Annotated in this window: 15 protein-coding genes; 9 read left to right on the forward strand and 6 right to left on the reverse strand. The window is 59.1% G+C overall.

All coding sequences use genetic code 11. From position 1 onward, the window contains the following. Window positions 1–3: 3 nt before the first annotated feature. The 4 genes from PEL8287_RS11185 to PEL8287_RS11200 form a co-directional block, all read right to left on the reverse strand. On the reverse strand, window positions 4–1,137 hold the full coding sequence (locus PEL8287_RS11185) for a cytochrome D1 domain-containing protein (protein WP_085892644.1): 1,134 nt from the start codon (window positions 1,135–1,137) through the stop codon (window positions 4–6). Between the two features lie 65 nt (window positions 1,138–1,202). Continuing rightward, window positions 1,203–1,505 carry a c-type cytochrome gene (locus PEL8287_RS11190; protein WP_085892481.1) on the reverse strand — a complete coding sequence of 101 codons (303 nt, stop codon included), beginning with the start codon at window positions 1,503–1,505 and terminating at the stop codon, window positions 1,203–1,205. Beyond that, window positions 1,498–2,277: a uroporphyrinogen-III C-methyltransferase gene (gene cobA, locus PEL8287_RS11195; RefSeq protein WP_085892482.1), complete on the reverse strand. Its 780-nt coding sequence runs from the start codon at window positions 2,275–2,277 to the stop codon at window positions 1,498–1,500. Before cobA ends, PEL8287_RS11190 begins: the two co-directional genes overlap by 8 nt. A 76-nt stretch (window positions 2,278–2,353) precedes the next feature. Continuing rightward, window positions 2,354–4,108, reverse strand: coding sequence for a nitrite reductase (locus tag PEL8287_RS11200; protein ID WP_085892483.1), 1,755 nt, complete (start codon window positions 4,106–4,108; stop codon window positions 2,354–2,356). Window positions 4,109–4,170: 62 nt separating this feature from the next. On the opposite strand from PEL8287_RS11200, the gene PEL8287_RS11205 reads away from it, so the two are divergent. The 9 genes from PEL8287_RS11205 to PEL8287_RS11245 all read left to right on the forward strand — a co-directional run bounded on the left by PEL8287_RS11205 (window position 4,171) and on the right by PEL8287_RS11245 (window position 14,544). Next, the gene (locus PEL8287_RS11205; RefSeq protein WP_306372184.1) at window positions 4,171–6,264 is read left to right on the forward strand and encodes a NosR/NirI family protein; all 2,094 of its coding nucleotides are present in this window, start codon (window positions 4,171–4,173) and stop codon (window positions 6,262–6,264) included. A 14-nt stretch (window positions 6,265–6,278) separates the two neighbouring features. Then, window positions 6,279–7,478 (forward strand): NnrS family protein, encoded by a 1,200-nt coding sequence (locus PEL8287_RS11210; RefSeq protein WP_085892646.1) that lies wholly within the window; start codon window positions 6,279–6,281, stop codon window positions 7,476–7,478. 114 nt (window positions 7,479–7,592) lie between these two features. Beyond that, window positions 7,593–8,045 carry a c-type cytochrome gene (locus tag PEL8287_RS11215; RefSeq protein ID WP_085892484.1) on the forward strand — a complete coding sequence of 151 codons (453 nt, stop codon included), beginning with the start codon at window positions 7,593–7,595 and terminating at the stop codon, window positions 8,043–8,045. 15 nt (window positions 8,046–8,060) lie between these two features. Further along, window positions 8,061–9,425 (forward strand): cbb3-type cytochrome c oxidase subunit I, encoded by a 1,365-nt coding sequence (locus PEL8287_RS11220; RefSeq protein ID WP_085892485.1) that lies wholly within the window; start codon window positions 8,061–8,063, stop codon window positions 9,423–9,425. Window positions 9,426–9,442: 17 nt separating this feature from the next. Next, window positions 9,443–10,243 (forward strand): CbbQ/NirQ/NorQ/GpvN family protein, encoded by an 801-nt coding sequence (locus PEL8287_RS11225; protein WP_370737922.1) that lies wholly within the window; start codon window positions 9,443–9,445, stop codon window positions 10,241–10,243. 3 nt (window positions 10,244–10,246) lie between these two features. Further along, window positions 10,247–12,190 (forward strand): nitric oxide reductase activation protein NorD, encoded by a 1,944-nt coding sequence (locus PEL8287_RS11230; RefSeq protein ID WP_085892487.1) that lies wholly within the window; start codon window positions 10,247–10,249, stop codon window positions 12,188–12,190. Continuing rightward, window positions 12,187–12,735 carry a cytochrome c oxidase subunit 3 gene (locus tag PEL8287_RS11235; protein ID WP_085892488.1) on the forward strand — a complete coding sequence of 183 codons (549 nt, stop codon included), beginning with the start codon at window positions 12,187–12,189 and terminating at the stop codon, window positions 12,733–12,735. The genes PEL8287_RS11230 and PEL8287_RS11235 overlap by 4 nt, the downstream gene beginning before the upstream one ends. Before the next feature lie 4 nt (window positions 12,736–12,739). Beyond that, window positions 12,740–13,009: a hypothetical protein gene (locus tag PEL8287_RS11240; RefSeq protein ID WP_085892489.1), complete on the forward strand. Its 270-nt coding sequence runs from the start codon at window positions 12,740–12,742 to the stop codon at window positions 13,007–13,009. Between the two features lie 467 nt (window positions 13,010–13,476). Then, window positions 13,477–14,544 carry a Hint domain-containing protein gene (locus PEL8287_RS11245; protein WP_085892490.1) on the forward strand — a complete coding sequence of 356 codons (1,068 nt, stop codon included), beginning with the start codon at window positions 13,477–13,479 and terminating at the stop codon, window positions 14,542–14,544. 206 nt (window positions 14,545–14,750) lie between these two features. Here the strand turns inward: PEL8287_RS11245 and PEL8287_RS11250 are convergent, their stop codons facing one another. Together PEL8287_RS11250 and PEL8287_RS11255 are read right to left on the reverse strand one after the other, a co-directional pair. Beyond that, window positions 14,751–15,311, reverse strand: coding sequence for a DUF4202 domain-containing protein (locus PEL8287_RS11250; protein ID WP_085892491.1), 561 nt, complete (start codon window positions 15,309–15,311; stop codon window positions 14,751–14,753). Next, window positions 15,308–16,015 (reverse strand): Crp/Fnr family transcriptional regulator, encoded by a 708-nt coding sequence (locus PEL8287_RS11255; RefSeq protein WP_085892492.1) that lies wholly within the window; start codon window positions 16,013–16,015, stop codon window positions 15,308–15,310. Before PEL8287_RS11255 ends, PEL8287_RS11250 begins: the two co-directional genes overlap by 4 nt. Window positions 16,016–16,120 lie beyond the last annotated feature (105 nt).

Here is a 16,120-nt window from a genome sequence, read left to right on the forward strand (position 1 = left end):
TGCTTACAATCCCGTCTTGTGCGCGCGGGCGGTAAAAAAGATGCCCGACGGGCTTTCCGCCTCGATCTCGCGCAGCTTTTCAAACGTGCCGGTGTCATAGACCATGATCTTGCCGGCATCGCGCACCGACAGCCACACCTCGTGGCCCCGCGGGGTGAATTCCATGTGCAATACGCCGGGGCCGGGTTCGAAATGATGGATGATCTTTTTCGTGACCGTGTCGATCACCTGAATCGTGTCGTTCAGCGGGTGCGCAAAATTCACCCAGACCTGCCGTCCGTCCGGACGTGCCATGGCGAAAACCGGTTGTCCATGGGTTGCTGTTCTGCCGGTTTCCTTCAAGGTCCGTGCGTCGACCCAAAGCACTTCGTGCTGGCCCATGGCGGGCAGCACAAAATCATGCCCTGCCAGCGCCCAGCCCTCCAGATGCGGCATCTTGTAAACCGGCAGACCCTCTCGCCCTTTGGCATATCCGGGCAGGATGGTCTGCGGCTTGGGATGTTCCTGCCACAGGTCCAGAGCGGTCAGGTGATCCTCGCCAAAAAGCCCGGCAATATACGTCCGTCCATCGCCAGTCACCAGCGCGTCATAGGGGTTGGCGCCCATGCCGGGAATCTTGGTGATCTGCGGGGCATCCCCAGACAGGTCGGCAATCCATGTCTCGCCCGTGTCCCACAGCGAGAACACAAATTTTGTGCCCGGAACATCCACAAGCCCGATGGTTTTGCAGCCCGTCGGAATATCGGCCACCATCTCCAGCGTGTCTGTATCAAACACCCGTACGCCGCCCGGCTCGTAGTTTGAAACAGCCACCAGCCGCCCGTCATCTGAAATGGCCCCGCCGATCGAATTGCCCGCTTGCATGACCCGGCGCACAATCTTTTGCGCCAGAATATCCACTTTAGTCAGCCCGCCATCGCGACCGAAAACATAGGCAAATCGCTCATCCGGCGAATAGACCAGTGAGGCATGGGAAAGATCACCCAACCCGGTGATCCGCCCGATGCTGGCACGATCTGACTGGTCGACTACCAAAAGTGATCCGCTGGCGCGCTCTACTACCAGCCCCAGGTCGCCCGTCGCCTGTGCCCGCAAAGCTTGCGGGGTGCTGCAGGTCGCAAGAACCGCTATCGCCATCGCCAATATCTGACATCGGATGCCTTCGGTGGGGGCAGAGTTTTTTATAAAACGAAGGACAGGTTTCATGGGCTCTCTCCCGTCAGAAGATATTCGGCAATCCAGCCCGCCTCGGAATCGCTCAGCAATGGTCGCCATGGCGGCATCGGCGTGCCGGGAATGCCGTCAAGGATCACGGCTTTCAGCGTATCGGTCTTGTAATGCGATAGTGCGGCGGGTCGGATGTCGGGGCCCAGCCCGCCCTTGAGGGTCAGCCCATGGCACGATCCGCAATCCTGCCGCACCAGCCGCTCCAGCGCCAGGGCATCGGGCTCACCCGCCACGGCGGGCAGGGCGGTAAACGCCAGAATGAGCGTGACCCTATTCACCCACCATCACCGCAGCTTCGGGCAGGGTTTCGGCAACCGCCCTTTCACGATAAAGCGACACGACATGGCCAATCACAAACAGCACCGGCGCGCGTAACGGCACCTCGGCGATCTCGACGCCAATACGGTCCAGTCGCGAAACCAACCGTGTCTCACGCGGGGTCGTGGCATTCGAGATGGCCATGACCGGCAGAGTGGCGGGCATCCCTTCGCCCATCAGCCGCAAGGCGATCTCGGCGATATTGGCCACCCCCATGTAAACCACCAAAGTGGTTTCTTCGCTGGCCAGGCTTTTCCAGTCCAGATCCAGCCGCTTGTCGGCGGCGCGATGCCCGGTGACATAGCGCACGCCAGTCGCCAGGCCACGGTGGGTCAGCGGCACTCCGGTGCCAGCGGACATGCCCTGTGCCGCGGTAATCCCCGGCGCATAGTCCACCGCAATACCGCGATCCATCAGATAGGCGGCCTCTTCCGAGCCACGGCCGAATATCAGCGGATCACCGCCCTTCAGCCGCGCCACCGTAAGGCCGTCGCGGGCCAGTTCAGCCAGAATTTCATTGATACGACCCTGCGGGACCGTATGGCATTTCGGGGCTTTGCCCACCGGCACCATCTGTGCGGTCGCCGGGGCAAGCTGCAAAATTTCAGGGCTGACCAGCCGGTCATACACAACCGCATCTGCCTCGCCCAGCATGCGCATCGCGCGCATGGTCATAAGATCAACATCACCCGGTCCGGCCCCGATGAGATAGACCTTGCCTGTCCCTGTCATGTCGCTGGCTCCTTGGGTGGTTTTATGAAGTCCTGAAATACCGGGGGGCCCGGCATGGGCCCCCCGGCGGGCGCCGTCAGTAAACGTCGGCGCGGGTGTTGTAGACGTTGAACTTGCCGGTCGGTGTGACCAGGCGCTCGTCCTTGATCACATGCTTCAGCTCCAGCGTCTTGTCGTCGACCACCACGATGGCCGATTCCAGATCCGCCGCGTTCCAGACCGAGAACCAGATCTCGTTCCCGTCCTTGTTGAACTCACCCTGCACAACGCGGGGCTGGCCTTCGGCAATCCCGGACCATTCCGTGATTGGCAGCACGGTGAACTCGGGCTCTTCCTGGGCCAGATCAGCCACCTTGAAGACTGCGACCGAACCTGAAACTTCGGCATCCGGGTTCAGCGGCGCATCGACATACAGATGTTCGGACGTCGGGTGGGTTTTCACGAAAAGTGATCCGCCGCCCATCGCATAAAGCTGCTGCACCATCTTCCAGGCATGTTCAGGATGCCCTTCGGGATCTGTCCCGATTATCGCGACCGTATCATCCCCAAGATGCGACGTTACCCATACGGGTCCGTACGTTGGATGGTTGATATTGGCGCCACGACCGGGGTGAGGTGTCTGACCATCGGTCTCAATGATCGCTTCCAGATCACCTTCTTTAGTGTCGATGACCGCCACCTTGTTCCGGGCATTGGCCGCCGTCAGGAAATAGCGCTTCGTGCTGTCCAGACCGCCATCATGCAAGAAACGCTCGGCTTCGATCTCGGTCACTTTCAGGCTTTTGATGTCTGAATAGTCAACCAACAGGATCTTGCCGGTTTCCTTGACGTTCACGATAAACTCGGGCCGGAAGTGCGACGAAAGGATCGCAGCAACCCGCGGCTCGGGGTGATAGGTCTGCTCGTCAAAGATCATACCCCGGGTCGACTTGATCTTGAGCGGCTCCAGTGTGTCGCCATCCATGATCACGTATTGCGGCGGCCAGTAGGAACCGGCAATCGCGTACTTGTCTTCCCAACCATGCATTTTCGATGTCTCGATCGAACGCGCCTCGGTGCCGACTTTGATTTCCGCCACCGTTGCGGGTTCTTCCATCCACAGGTCGATCATGTTGACCTTGGCATCGCGGCCAATCACAAACAGATACCGCCCCGAGGCTGAAATTCGGCTGATATGCACCGCATAGCCGGTGTCGATCACCGACAGGATTTCATAGGTGGCACCATCAATCAGGGCAATTTGACCTGCATCGCGCAATGTGACCGAGAACAGATTGTCGATGTCGATATCGTTCATCTTTTTTGTAGGCCGGTCAGCAGGGGCCACATGTACTTTCCAGCTTGCGCGCATTTCCGGCATGCCAAATTCTGGCGGCGCCGCTGGCTCCAGCAGGATGTAGCGGGCCATCATGTCGACTTCTTCTTCGGTCAGATCGCCCGAGGTTCCCCAGTTGGGCATCCCTGCCGGTGATCCATAGGTGATAAAGTCCTTGATGTATTCAAATCCGTTTTCGCGGGTCACATCGGGTGTCAGGGCCTTGCCGGTCGCGCCTTTGCGCAACACACCATGGCAGCCGGCACAACGCTCAAAATAAATCGTGTTGGCTTTTTGGTATTCGCTGGGCGTCATGACCGGGTCACCTGGCTTACGACCAGGAATCTCAACCTGAATCTGCCCCAGCGTTGTCATGCTGGGTTGATAGGCTGCTGAGGCATCATCGCCGTGATCTTTCGGCTTTTCTTGTGCCGACACGCCCGAGGCTGCAAGGCTCAGGGCCATGGCCGCGCCGGACAAAAGCGCCGTGTGCCATCTGGCATTTCTAGGTTTCATCTGGGTAACTCCATTCCGCTGGTGAGGCGTTGCCAGCCTGACGTGGCAAAGCCATTGCTGCCTTGACAAAAGTCAACGCTTTGCGCGCCGCGCAGCGCGACAGTCGCGGTATGATCCGGAACATGACCACTCTTGCCTGTCTGTTGGGTATTCTCGCTACTGGCCTGATATCTGGCCTGCCCGTGCACGCGCAGAGTGTGGCACGCCCTTTGTCCGAAAGCGCCATCCAGCCCAGCGTTCCAACCAGAAGGCTTGCATCAGAGCTGCTGATTCTTTCAGGCGGGGCAACGGTTCAGCGACAGGCCGAACCTGTTCCGGGTTGGACAGTGTCTGATTCGACCGGCGTTGTGGGTCACATCGCCTCGACCTGGGAAATTGCCCGCTCGGTCGGCTATTCGGGGCAGCCGCTGGATGTGCTGGTTGCGGTTGACCTGAAGGGCCGGATTGCCGGGGCAAGACTGATGCGTCACAGCGAACCTATTCTTACTCTTGGCCTGTCCGATGAGGACATCGCGCGGTTTGTCGGGGGTTTTGCAGGTGTCGACCTGATGGCGTCCGATGGCCCCGGCGATGGCCCCGACATGCCCGACATCATCTCGCGCGCTACGGTCTCGACCGGTGTAATTCGCGATTCGATCCTGCGCACGGCGCGTACGCTTGCCATTGGCCGGGGCCTTTTGCCCGGAGGCGGTATCGACCGCATCACTTTTGAAACCCGCAGTTGGGAGGCGCTGACCGCCCAGGGCGCCCTTGCCCGTCAAACCGTAACCCTCACACAGGCGGCTGCGGCCCTGCAAGGCGCCAAGGTGCCCGTGCCAGAGGGCGAGGCGCCTTTCATCGACCTATGGATCGCCCTGATTGATCCGCCCACAATTGGCCGTAACATTCTGGGTCAGCAGCAGTATTCCCGCGCCGTCGGTGCGCTGGGCCCGGGCGAGGCGGCGCTTTTTGTTGCCTCGCGCGGCCTTTATTCCCATCGCGGTACCAAATGGCGCCAATCAGGCACCTTTGACCGCCTTGAACTGGTGCAGGGCGAGGCACGTATCGCCCTGACCAAATCGGGCTATACCCGAATCGACCATCTTGCGGCCCTCGGCGCCCCCGAATTCAAGGAACGCAGCATTTTTCAGCTGCCCGGTGACGGGTTTGATCCGGCCCAACCCTTTACACTGGAACTCACCGCCTCGCGCCCTGCTGCTGCGGGGGGTGATGTCAGCTTTACCACCTCTGTCGCCTATACCCTGCCCGACAGCTATATCATCGCGCCCCCACCCGAAGCCGCCCCCCTATGGCAACAGCGCTGGCTGGAAAAACGCTTTGCGACGGCAAGTGTCATGGCGATGATGGGCTTTCTGACCCTGATCATGCTGTTTCAGGAATCGCTGGTGCGCCGCCCCCGGCTCTGGCTGCGTCTGCGCCTTTCCTTCCTGACGCTTACCCTTTTCTGGCTGGGCTGGGGCCTTAACGGCCAGCTTTCGGTGGTGCAGGTGGTAGCCTTCCTGCAATCGCTGCTCTCGGGCTTCCGTTGGGAAACCTTTCTGATCGAACCGGTGATCTTCACCCTCTGGGGCGGTGTTGCGCTGGGCATGCTGTTCTGGGGCCGGGGCGTGTTTTGCGGCTGGCTCTGCCCGTTCGGCGCGTTACAGGAGCTTTCCAATGTTACCGCCCGGCGCTTTGGCGTGCCGCAGATTGCCGTACCCCACGCGCTGCACGAAAGGCTGTGGATCATCAAGTATACCCTCTTTGTGACGATCCTTGCCCTGTCGTTCTATTCGATGAAGGACGCGCTGATCCTGGCCGAGGCCGAGCCGTTTAAAACCGCCATTTCCCTGCGTATGATCCGCGCCTGGCCTTTTGTTCTTTTTGTTCTGGCCCTGCTGACCGCTGGCCTGTTCATCGAACGGTTCTACTGCCGCTATCTGTGCCCGCTGGGGGCGGCGCTTGCGATCCCCGCAAAACTCAAAATTTTCGACTGGCTGCACCGCCGCCCGCAATGCGGCCGCGAATGCCGTTTGTGCGAAACCAAATGCACTGTTGGCGCGATCGACCCTCTGGGCCGGATCAACCCAAATGAATGCGTTCTCTGCCTGCGTTGCCAGGTGGTGATGAATGACGCCGAAACCTGCCCGGTCCTGAAACGCCGAGCTCGCAAATAGAAATGGTGAAAGAGATGCTAACCGATCTGAAACGTGTCCTTTCCGAACCCCATCGCATCTTCTTTCTGGCCGCTGGCCTCTACGCCATCTTCGCCCTGTTGGTGTGGGAGGTCTGGTTGGGCATCCATGCTGCCGGCGGCACGGTTGGCGACATGCCATTCGCCAGCGCCGCGCACCTTTGGCACGCGCACGAGATGATCTTTGGCTATGCCAGCGCCGCGCTGGGCGGGTTCTTTCTGACGGCCGTGCCCAACTGGACCGGCGGCAAGGGGGCCGCGAAACACTTTGTCACCCTCGCGGCGCTGATCTGGCTGGCGGGTCGCCTGGCGGTCTGGTTTTCGGGCACCCTACCGCCCGCTGGTGTTGCCCTGATTGATTTGGCCTTTCTGCCCCTGCTGGGCGTCAAGATTGCCTTGATGTTGATGAAACGCCCCAAACCGCAAAACATGGCATTTCTGGCTTTTCTGGCGCTTGTATGGTCCGGGAACCTGATGGTGCATCTGGAATGGATGGGCCTGGCCGACGATACGCTTTATACCGGCCTTCGCGTCGGGCTTTTGTCGCTTTGCCTGATGATCGCCGTACTGGGCGGACGCGTCACGCCGGGCTTTACCCGCAATGCCATGAATCGCGCAGGCGTGGCCGAAAACACCTTACCGCGTACCCGCAAATCCGTTGATTTGGCCGCCATCTTGCTGATCGCCCTTGTCCCGTTAACTCTGCTCTTGCGCGCGCCCGACACCCTGACTGGTGCGCTGGCTGCTTCTGGCGGCGTGCTGCACCTGTTGCGCATCAGCTTCTGGCGTCCACTCTGGACACTTGGCCAGCCCATCCTCTGGGCGCTGCATCTGGGTATGGCAATGCTGGGTCTGGGGCTGATCCTATGGGGGGCCAGTCTTTTGGGGTGGGGCAGCGAGGTGGCATCCCTGCATGTTCTGGGCATTGGCGCAATTGGCGGCATGACCGTCGCCGTCATGAGCCGCGCAATCCTTGGCCATACCGGCCGCGCGCTCATCGCCCCGCGTGCCGTGGCGCTGGCTTATGGCCTGATCGCCGCTGCTGCCGGGCTGCGATGGATTGCCTCAACGCTGTCGGGTGACGTGTATGTCCCAGCGATTCTGGCCACCGGCGCACTATGGATTGCGGCCTTTGTCCTTTTCACGGTTTCCCTCTGGCCCGCCTTCACGGGCCCCAAGAAACAGCGCGAAACCTGACCATTATGCCCAGAATTAACCAATCACACCCCTGCCGTTGACTTTGGTCAAGGATCATCTTGCAGCACCCCCGCACAGTTCCTCCATTCGCATTAACGCGCAAAGGAGACCGCAATGCGCGAAGTCATGACCAAGAGCATGGCCCGGAACATCTTTTACGGCGGGTCACTGTTCTTCATCATCATCTTCCTTGGCCTGTCGGTGCATTCGCACCGCTACATAGTCAATACTTCGACCAATGCCGAAACGCTGACTGAAAGCGTCGCCCACGGTAAGAAGCTCTGGGAAAAACACGCCTGCATCAACTGCCATACTATCATGGGTGAAGGCGCGTATTTTGCACCGGAACTGGCCAACGTGACGACCCGCTGGGGCGTCGCTGATGACCCCGAGGCCGCATTTGAAACCCTCAAGGGATGGATGGACGCACAACCAAGCGGCATCGAAGGCCGACGTCAGATGCCCCAATTCAACCTCACCGATGAAGAGGTGCGTGCCCTGTCCGACTTCCTGCTTTGGGTCGATTCCATCGATGCACAGGGCTGGCCGCCGAATGACGCCGGCTGAGAAAGGATCAAACCAATGAAATACCAATCACAGAAAATCGCGCTGGCCTACTTTGGGGTGGCTCTGGCGCTGTTCGCGGTTCAAATCCTTGGCGGGCTTCTGGCGGGATGGGTCTATGTCATGCCCAACACCCTATCCGAACTTCTGCCCTTCAATATCATTCGCATGCTGCACACCAACTCTCTTATCGTTTGGCTGCTGTTGGGTTTCTTCGGCGCGGCATACTTCCTGATCCCCGAAGAGGCCGAGCGCGAGATTCACTCGACCAAATTGGCCTACCTCCAGCTGATCATCCTTGTGGTCGGTACACTGGGCGTGGTGCTGACCTATGTCTTCAACCTGTTCGAAGGCAACTGGCTTTTGGGTAAAGAGGGACGCGAGTTTCTTGAACAGCCCAAATGGGTCAAGCTAGGCATTGTCGTGGCCGCGCTGATATTCTTGTACAACGTCACCATGACGGTGCTTCAGGGCCGCAAGACCGCGATCACCAATATCCTGTTGCTGGGCCTCTGGGGACTGGCGCTCTTGTTCCTGTTCGCCTTTTATAACCCGGAAAACCTGGCGCTCGACAAACAATACTGGTGGTACGTTGTTCACCTCTGGGTCGAGGGCGTCTGGGAACTCATCATGGCCTCGATCCTGGCCTACCTGATGCTCAAGCTGACCGGGGTTGACCGCGAAGTGGTTGAAAAATGGCTCTATGTCATTGTCGCCGCCGCTTTGTTCTCGGGCATCCTTGGCACTGGCCACCACTATTACTGGATCGGCTCGCCGGGGTACTGGCAGTGGATCGGCTCGATCTTCTCCAGCCTTGAAATTGTTCCCTTCTTCGCGATGATGGCCTTTGCCTTTGTCATGGTCTGGAAGGGCCGCCGGGATCACCCCAACAAGGCCGCTCTGCTGTGGTCGCTGGGCTGTGCCACACTGGCCTTCTTTGGCGCGGGCGTTTGGGGTTTTCTGCACACGTTACACGGGGTCAACTACTATTCCCACGGCACGCAGATCACCGCGGCGCACGGGCACCTGGCCTTTTATGGTGCCTATGTCTGCCTCAATCTGGCGATCTTCAGCTATGCAATGCCAATCTTGCGCAACCGTGATCCCTATAACCAGGTGCTCAACATGGCGTCCTTCTGGCTGATGTCCAGCGGCATGGTCTTCATGACCTTCACGCTGACATTTGCAGGCACCGTTCAGACCCATATGCAACGCGTGGTGGGCGAATATTACATGGACGTGCAGGACTCGATCACCATCTTCTACTGGATGCGCTTTGGCGCCGGTGTGGTGGTTCTGCTGGGCGTATTGCTCTTCCTTTATGCCCTGCTGGTTCCACGTAAAGAGGTGATCTCGACCGACGCCACTGTCGCTGCGGAGTGAGACAGATGGACGGAGCCATGACACAACAACAAAAGGGGGCGGCCGACGCCCCCTTCTACCTGGCACAGGGCGATGAATGCGCCCTGTTTCAGGCCGCCTCGGATAACAACCTGCCGGTTCTGCTCAAAGGTCCGACAGGCTGCGGCAAGACCCGCTTTGTATCGCATATGGCCGCGCAGTTGGGTCGCCCGCTCTATACGGTCGCCTGCCATGATGACCTGTCGGCGGCGGATCTGATTGGTCGTTACCTTCTCAAGGGCGGTGAAACCGTCTGGGTCGATGGGCCCCTGACCCGCGCAGTGCGCGAGGGCGCGATCTGTTACCTCGATGAGGTGGTCGAGGCCCGCAAAGACGTCACAGTTGTTCTGCACCCCCTGACTGATGACCGGCGCATTCTGCCCATTGACCGCACCGGCGAAGAACTGGAAGCCGCCCCCGGCTTCATGCTCGTGGCGTCCTATAACCCGGGCTATCAGAACATCCTCAAGACCCTCAAACCCTCAACCCGTCAGCGTTTTGTCGCGATGGAGTTCGATTTTCCCACGCCCGAGCTTGAGATCAAGGTCGTCGCGCAGGAAAGCGGCCTGTCCGCCGATCGCGTCGCCCCGCTTGTCCGTCTTGCCGGCAAGCTGCGCGGCCTGAAAGGTCAGGACCTTGAGGAAGGTGTCTCAACCCGTCTTATCGTCTATGCGGCCACCCTCATCGCCACCGGCATGAGCGTGGACCGCGCGATTGAGGCAGCAATGATTGAACCGCTCACCGATGATGCGGATGTGAAACGCGGGCTCCTCGATCTTGTAACGGCCGTCTTTGGGTGAGGCATGGCCGTGACCGGGATCGAAATCGAGCCATGGGAACCCGAAGAAACCATCGGGAAACTGTGGCACGCTTTTGCCAGTCGCCTCGATGCACCCAAGGTGCATCACGGAGCCGCGGTTGACCTCTCCGAGGTCAGCGGGCGGCTGGCAGTCTTTTTCCGGGGCCTGGGCGGCGCGCATTCAATTGAAATCCGCCCGGTCTCGCCTGAAGTCAGCCACCACCGTCTGAAATTTCTTCGGCGTCTGGGCACCGAGTCTGAAATCACCCCCCGCGCCAGTTTTGACGGTGAAATACTGCGCCTGCCCGACAGCCTAGCGGTCTTTCCCGATCGCGCCGCCAATGGTGCGCTTTATCTCTGGCTGGTGGCTGCCGTCGCCCATGCCCCGGCCCATATCGCCGATACCGATCCCCTCTGCGCTGATCTGCGCGCCCTTCAGGCCGCCCGCGCCATGACCAATGCCGCGCTTGGGGCCGCTCCGGGGTTGCGCGACCTTTACACATCGCTGTGCTCGGCCACGCTTCACTACCGCGCGGCTCAGTCCCTGCCGGCGGATGAACAGACAATTGAGACTCTGATCCGCCACTATTTGGGCGACTCCACCCCGCTATCGCCCCGTGCAACCACGTTCAAAACCGCGCTTGAAACCGATGATTTCACCCGCATTCGCGCCCCCCGCAACTATCGCCCCTTCCGGCCGGTTGCGCTCTGGCCCGATCTGCGCGCGCTGGTCTTTTCGGCCACGGACGAGGTTGAAAGCCGCGACACCGACGGCCCGCCCGAAGAAGGCAGCCAGGGCACCCACCGTGCCCGCCGCCGCAATGCCGATCAGGCTGAACGCCGCGACAGCCTGATCCTGCATAAGTTCGAGGCCATCCTCAGCTGGGCAGAGTTCCTCAATCTCAACCGCCGCGTCGATGATGACGACCCGGATTCAGCCAAAAAAGCCGGCGACGATCAGGATGAAATCGGCCTTGGCCAGATTTCCAAGGCCCCCGCCACCCGGCTGAAACTCCACCTTGATCTGGCCCCCGAGGATGTCGATCGCGAACGTCTCTCGGGCGTCAGCACCTACCCCGAATGGGACGTGCGCAGCGGTGCCTATCTGCCCGATCACGTGCGCGTTCTGCGCTCCATCGCCGAACCGGGCGATACCGTGCCATCCTTCCGCGAAGACCCCCGTGCCATGCGCCGCATCAGACAGGTCAAACGTCAGTTCGAGGCCCTTCGCCCCGGTCGCGTCTCGACCCCCGGGCATCTGGACGGGGACGAGTTGGATATGGAGTCCGCCGTGCGTGCACATGTCGATATCATGGCCAATGGCGTGGGCAGCAACCGCATCTGGCGTCAAACCCGCCCCGTCGCCCGTGATCTGGCCGTCTCGATCCTGCTGGACGTGTCGCGCTCCACCGAAAGCGCGGTCACCGGTCGCGCCGTGATCGATATCGAACGCGAGGCATTGGCCGCCCTGTCCTGGGGTCTGGATGGTTGCGGCGACGATTTTGCGATCCACGCTTTTTCGTCCCTTAAACGCAACCGCGTCTACATTCAGGAATGCAAAGCCTTCGGTGAACCCATGAGCACCCGGATCGAGGATCGCATCGGCGCCCTGCGTCCCGGGTTCTACACCCGCCTGGGCGCCGCCATCCGCCATGCCTCGGCCGATCTGTCGAAACAGGGCAAAAAACGCCGCCTGTTGCTGGTGATCACCGATGGCAAACCCAATGACCTGGATCATTACGAGGGCCGCCATGGTATCGAAGACACCGCCATGGCCGTGCGCGAGGCCCGCCGCGCCGGGCATTCAGTCTTTGGCGTTACCATCGACCGTCAGGCCAAAAGCTGGTTCCCAAGGCTTTTCGGGCGCGGCGGTTTCCACGTCATTCCCAACCCCGAAAAACTGACCGAGGCCCTGCCGCTGATCTACCGCGAACTGGTTGGCGCATGAGCGAAACAACGGTTTTTGACGATCTTCCCGGTGATTTGATGATCTGGGTGCTGATCATCAGCGAATTGCTGGTGTTCGGCGCAGGTCTGGCCGCGTTTCTTGCCGTGCGCATCACCGACCCAGCCGGTTTTGCCGCCGCGCAGGATATGCTGTCGCGTACCGGGGCTGGCATCAATACCGCGGTGCTTGTAACCAGCGGAGCCCTGGCCGCATGGGCCCTTCTTCTGCGCAAGTCCGGGAGGCGGGGCAAGGCACGTATCACCCTTGTCGCCGCCGCATTTCTGGGCGTGGTCTTCATGGTCATCAAAAGCCTTGAGTACGCCAGCAAGGCCGCCCACGGCATCGCCTGGGACACACATCCGTTTTTTACCTTCTACTACCTGCTCACCGGGTTTCACGCGGCTCATGTGGTGGCGGGTGTTGTCGTCTTGCTGCTGGTCGCGTGGAAGGACGCCCCCGCCAATATCGAGGCCGGCGCCGCCTTCTGGCATATGGTCGATCTGGTCTGGGTGCTTCTCTTTCCTGTCATCTACCTGCTGAGGTAGATCAATGCTCTCTGATCCTCTCTTGCGCGCATGGCTCTGGCTGATCGGGCTTAGCCTCGGCTCTACCGCCGTGTCGCTCTGGCACTGGCCGCCGAAAATGACGGCACTGGCAGGGACGGTGATCCTGACGCTGGCATGGCTCAAGGCCCGCATCATTCTGTCGCGTTACCTGGGCCTTGCCGCCGCCCCGTTCTGGCAGCGAGGGTTCGGGATATCCCTGGCGGTGTTTTGCGCCCTGCTTCTGGGCCTCTACCTGATCCCCGCATTTGCCTGAAACGACAAATCCCGTTCTGCGCGCCTATCCTGTCGCGCCGTTCGGCAATTGTTGATGTTGCCCAAGCCAAAAGCTTTGTATTCTTGCGGTTTGCAACGCAGTTGGTTGATTACATTCAACACCGCATTCGGGCTCGTTGCATCGTCATTTCGACGCCTCATCAGGAAAGCGCCACCAAATTCCTGAAACCGTTGTGTCTTGGTTCGGGACCGTCTGCGAGACCGTCGCCACACGTGTCCGATGTTTGCCTGAATTGCGCTTCTTCCCACCCAAATTCCACCTGTGAACATCCTGGAAATGCAGGGCGAAAGCTACCGCCTCAGCCAGAGCCGTGCACTCCAAAATAGCCTACTTTTACGCCGCTGTTGACGCCACCCAAACCCATGGTTAATTTAAAGTTAATATACAGTTAACAAATGGTTAATTATTTGTGAAATCAAAACAATGATCCAAAACGGACAGAGACCGTGACAACCCTCAGCTTCTATGCGCGCGGCGATGGTTCAACCGCGAATAACGCGGCGCTGAATATCGAAAATACGTCACAACAGCCGACCACGCTTATCACGTTCGATAGCGGACCGACGGGCGATATCGTGCTTGAGTCCAATGGCGGCGACGTTGATCCTGACACCACCGTGATCATCAACGGCACGTCTTACAACTTCATAGTGGAACAAACCGGTAATCTGCCTTTGAATAATGGCAAAGTGCCGGATGTTCTAGAGGGCAGCCAGATCACCGTTATTTCGGTGATAATAGACGGAAATTACGAGCGCTTTTTCTTTGTCACTGATGGTTCGGGCACGATGGCCTTGATGGATCAGTTCGGCAATGGCGCTGTTGCATTGACCAATGTGGACACCTCGCCACCCGAGGTCTTTATCTGCTACGCTGAGGGTACCGATATCCAGACGCCGACAGGCTACAGGAAGGTTGAAAACCTGCAACCCGGCGATCGCGTCATGACATTGGACAATGGTCATCAGGACATACTCTGGACCCGTGCGGCTGACCAACCGCTGGATGCGGCCGCGCCGGATGGCAAACCGGTGCTGATCAAGGCCGGTTCGCTTGGCCCTGGTCGTCCGGCACGGGATCTGATTGTGTCGCCACAGCACCGTATCCTCGTCGGCGGACAGGGCCAGATCGACGACGCATTCGCGCGCGAGGTTTTTGTCCCGGCAAAGGCGTTGACCGGCCTGCCCGGCATTCGGTTCATGGCGGGAAAACGCACCATCACGTGGGTCCATTTCGCCTGCGCGCGCCACGAAGTTGTCATGGCCAACGGCTGCAACTCTGAATCGCTGTTGTTAGGGCCGATGGTGGTGCAGGGGCTGACGGCCATGGAAAAAGCGCAGTTGGCTGCTCTGTTCGGGACAGACCATCTATCCGACGCCGCCCTGAACGGCCCTCTGGCGCGGGATTGCCTGACGGTCGGCGACGTTCGGCGGAAACTCGCGATGTGCAAGACAGAAAAACGGCGACGTACCGCGACTGAGATTGCGAAATGGGATCTTGTCGAGCTGACATAGCGGCCATCAGCGAAATGGCAGTTTGTCCGCAGTGCTGCCGTCAGCACCTCACCCAAAAGCGCTCCAATCCCTCCGGATCAGGTCAATTGCGTATGTTTCGTACGCTGCTACGTGAAAGACCCCCAGATTTCGTACGAAATCCACGTACAAACCTTACAGACCTTACACGTCCGCCCTGTTAACGAATGGGCCGTGTTGGTGCGGATCTAATCCCGGAAAGCGGTGGCAAACTGTTCTGGCAGATCAAATTCTTTCAGCACCCGCGCACGGCCCTCAGCAGACATTTTTTTTGCGGTATTGGTGACAATTCGATCAAGTTTTTCAGGGCTTTGCGTGCCCGAGAACGGTGCGAAATACCATTTGAGAAAGACAAAACAGATCACATCCTCCAGCGCCTGCACCTGTGCATCGCGTTTGATCCCTTCCTTGCGGATCATCCGACCCGCAGCGTCGGCCTCTTCGCGGGAGTATCCGGTTGCGATCATGATTTCCCCAACCCGGTTTGCGTGGTGTTTTGCCAGCTCTTTCCGCCAAGTCAAATAGCCGATACGCCCCTCCGGAAAATCCTTTCTTTTCAATATCCAACGCTCAATATGCTGACCGCGGGCAGCGATCTGCAACGGTTCGGATGCGGTTGGAAAAAGCCGCGCAAGCTCAGCGCTCATCCGTTGCCCGTAAAGCTGTGCCGCAGGTTGACCTTCTCTGCAATCCGGGTCAGCCGCGTTGGTCGCATCAATTGCGGCAAGCACCGTTTCAAGGCGAGTCATAAAGCTTTATTCCAGGCGGCGGCCGGATCCTCTTTTGCAAAAGCTCTCAGCGCGTCTATGTCCATGATAGTAGCGTGATTTTTTGCTACCCGTACGCCGACAAGTTTTAGTTTGGAAAAGGCCCGCGACAGGCTTTCGGGTTTCATCCCCAGACGCCCTGCAATCAAGACCTTGTCATAAGGCAGTTTCACAACACACCCCTCTTGACTGCAATCACACAGTTCCAGCAAAAACTCGGCGACGCGCTGCGCACCGGTTTGCGCTTTCATCTGTTCAACCTGGCTAACCAATTGATGTAAATGCTGAAATGTTGCGGCCAGAACGGCAACGCAAACTTCCGGCTCGTGTTTGAGCATGGCGATAAAAGTTCGGGCTGAGATCAGCAAAAGGGTGCAGTCGGTTACGGCTTCAGCGGAAACCGGGTAGTTGCCGCGCTGAAACGCGACTGCTTCGCCAAAACTGTGACCTCTGGTAAAAACGCTCACCACCGCCTCATTGCCGTTAGGTGAAATGCGGTAAAGCTTTACCCAGCCGTCAATTACCACATGGATCACACGCGCCTCTTCGCCTTGCAAAAAAACCGTTTCACCGCGTCCAAATTTTCGGCTGACGGCGTCTGACAGCAGCTGTTCAACCAGAGTGTCTGGCAAAGTGCGCAACAGAAGTGATTTGCGGGCGGCGTCCATATTTTCAGCGTGCGACATGGCGTGTCCCTATTGATAAAACAGCAAGATAAGACCTGATAGCAATCACAAGTATGGGATATTTGACTGGATTACAGTCTTTAGGTTTTGACGCGGCCCAGCAAC

The sequence above is a fragment of the Roseovarius litorisediminis genome, assembly GCF_900172295.1.
GTDB classification, from domain to species: Bacteria; Pseudomonadota; Alphaproteobacteria; order Rhodobacterales; family Rhodobacteraceae; genus Roseovarius; species Roseovarius litorisediminis.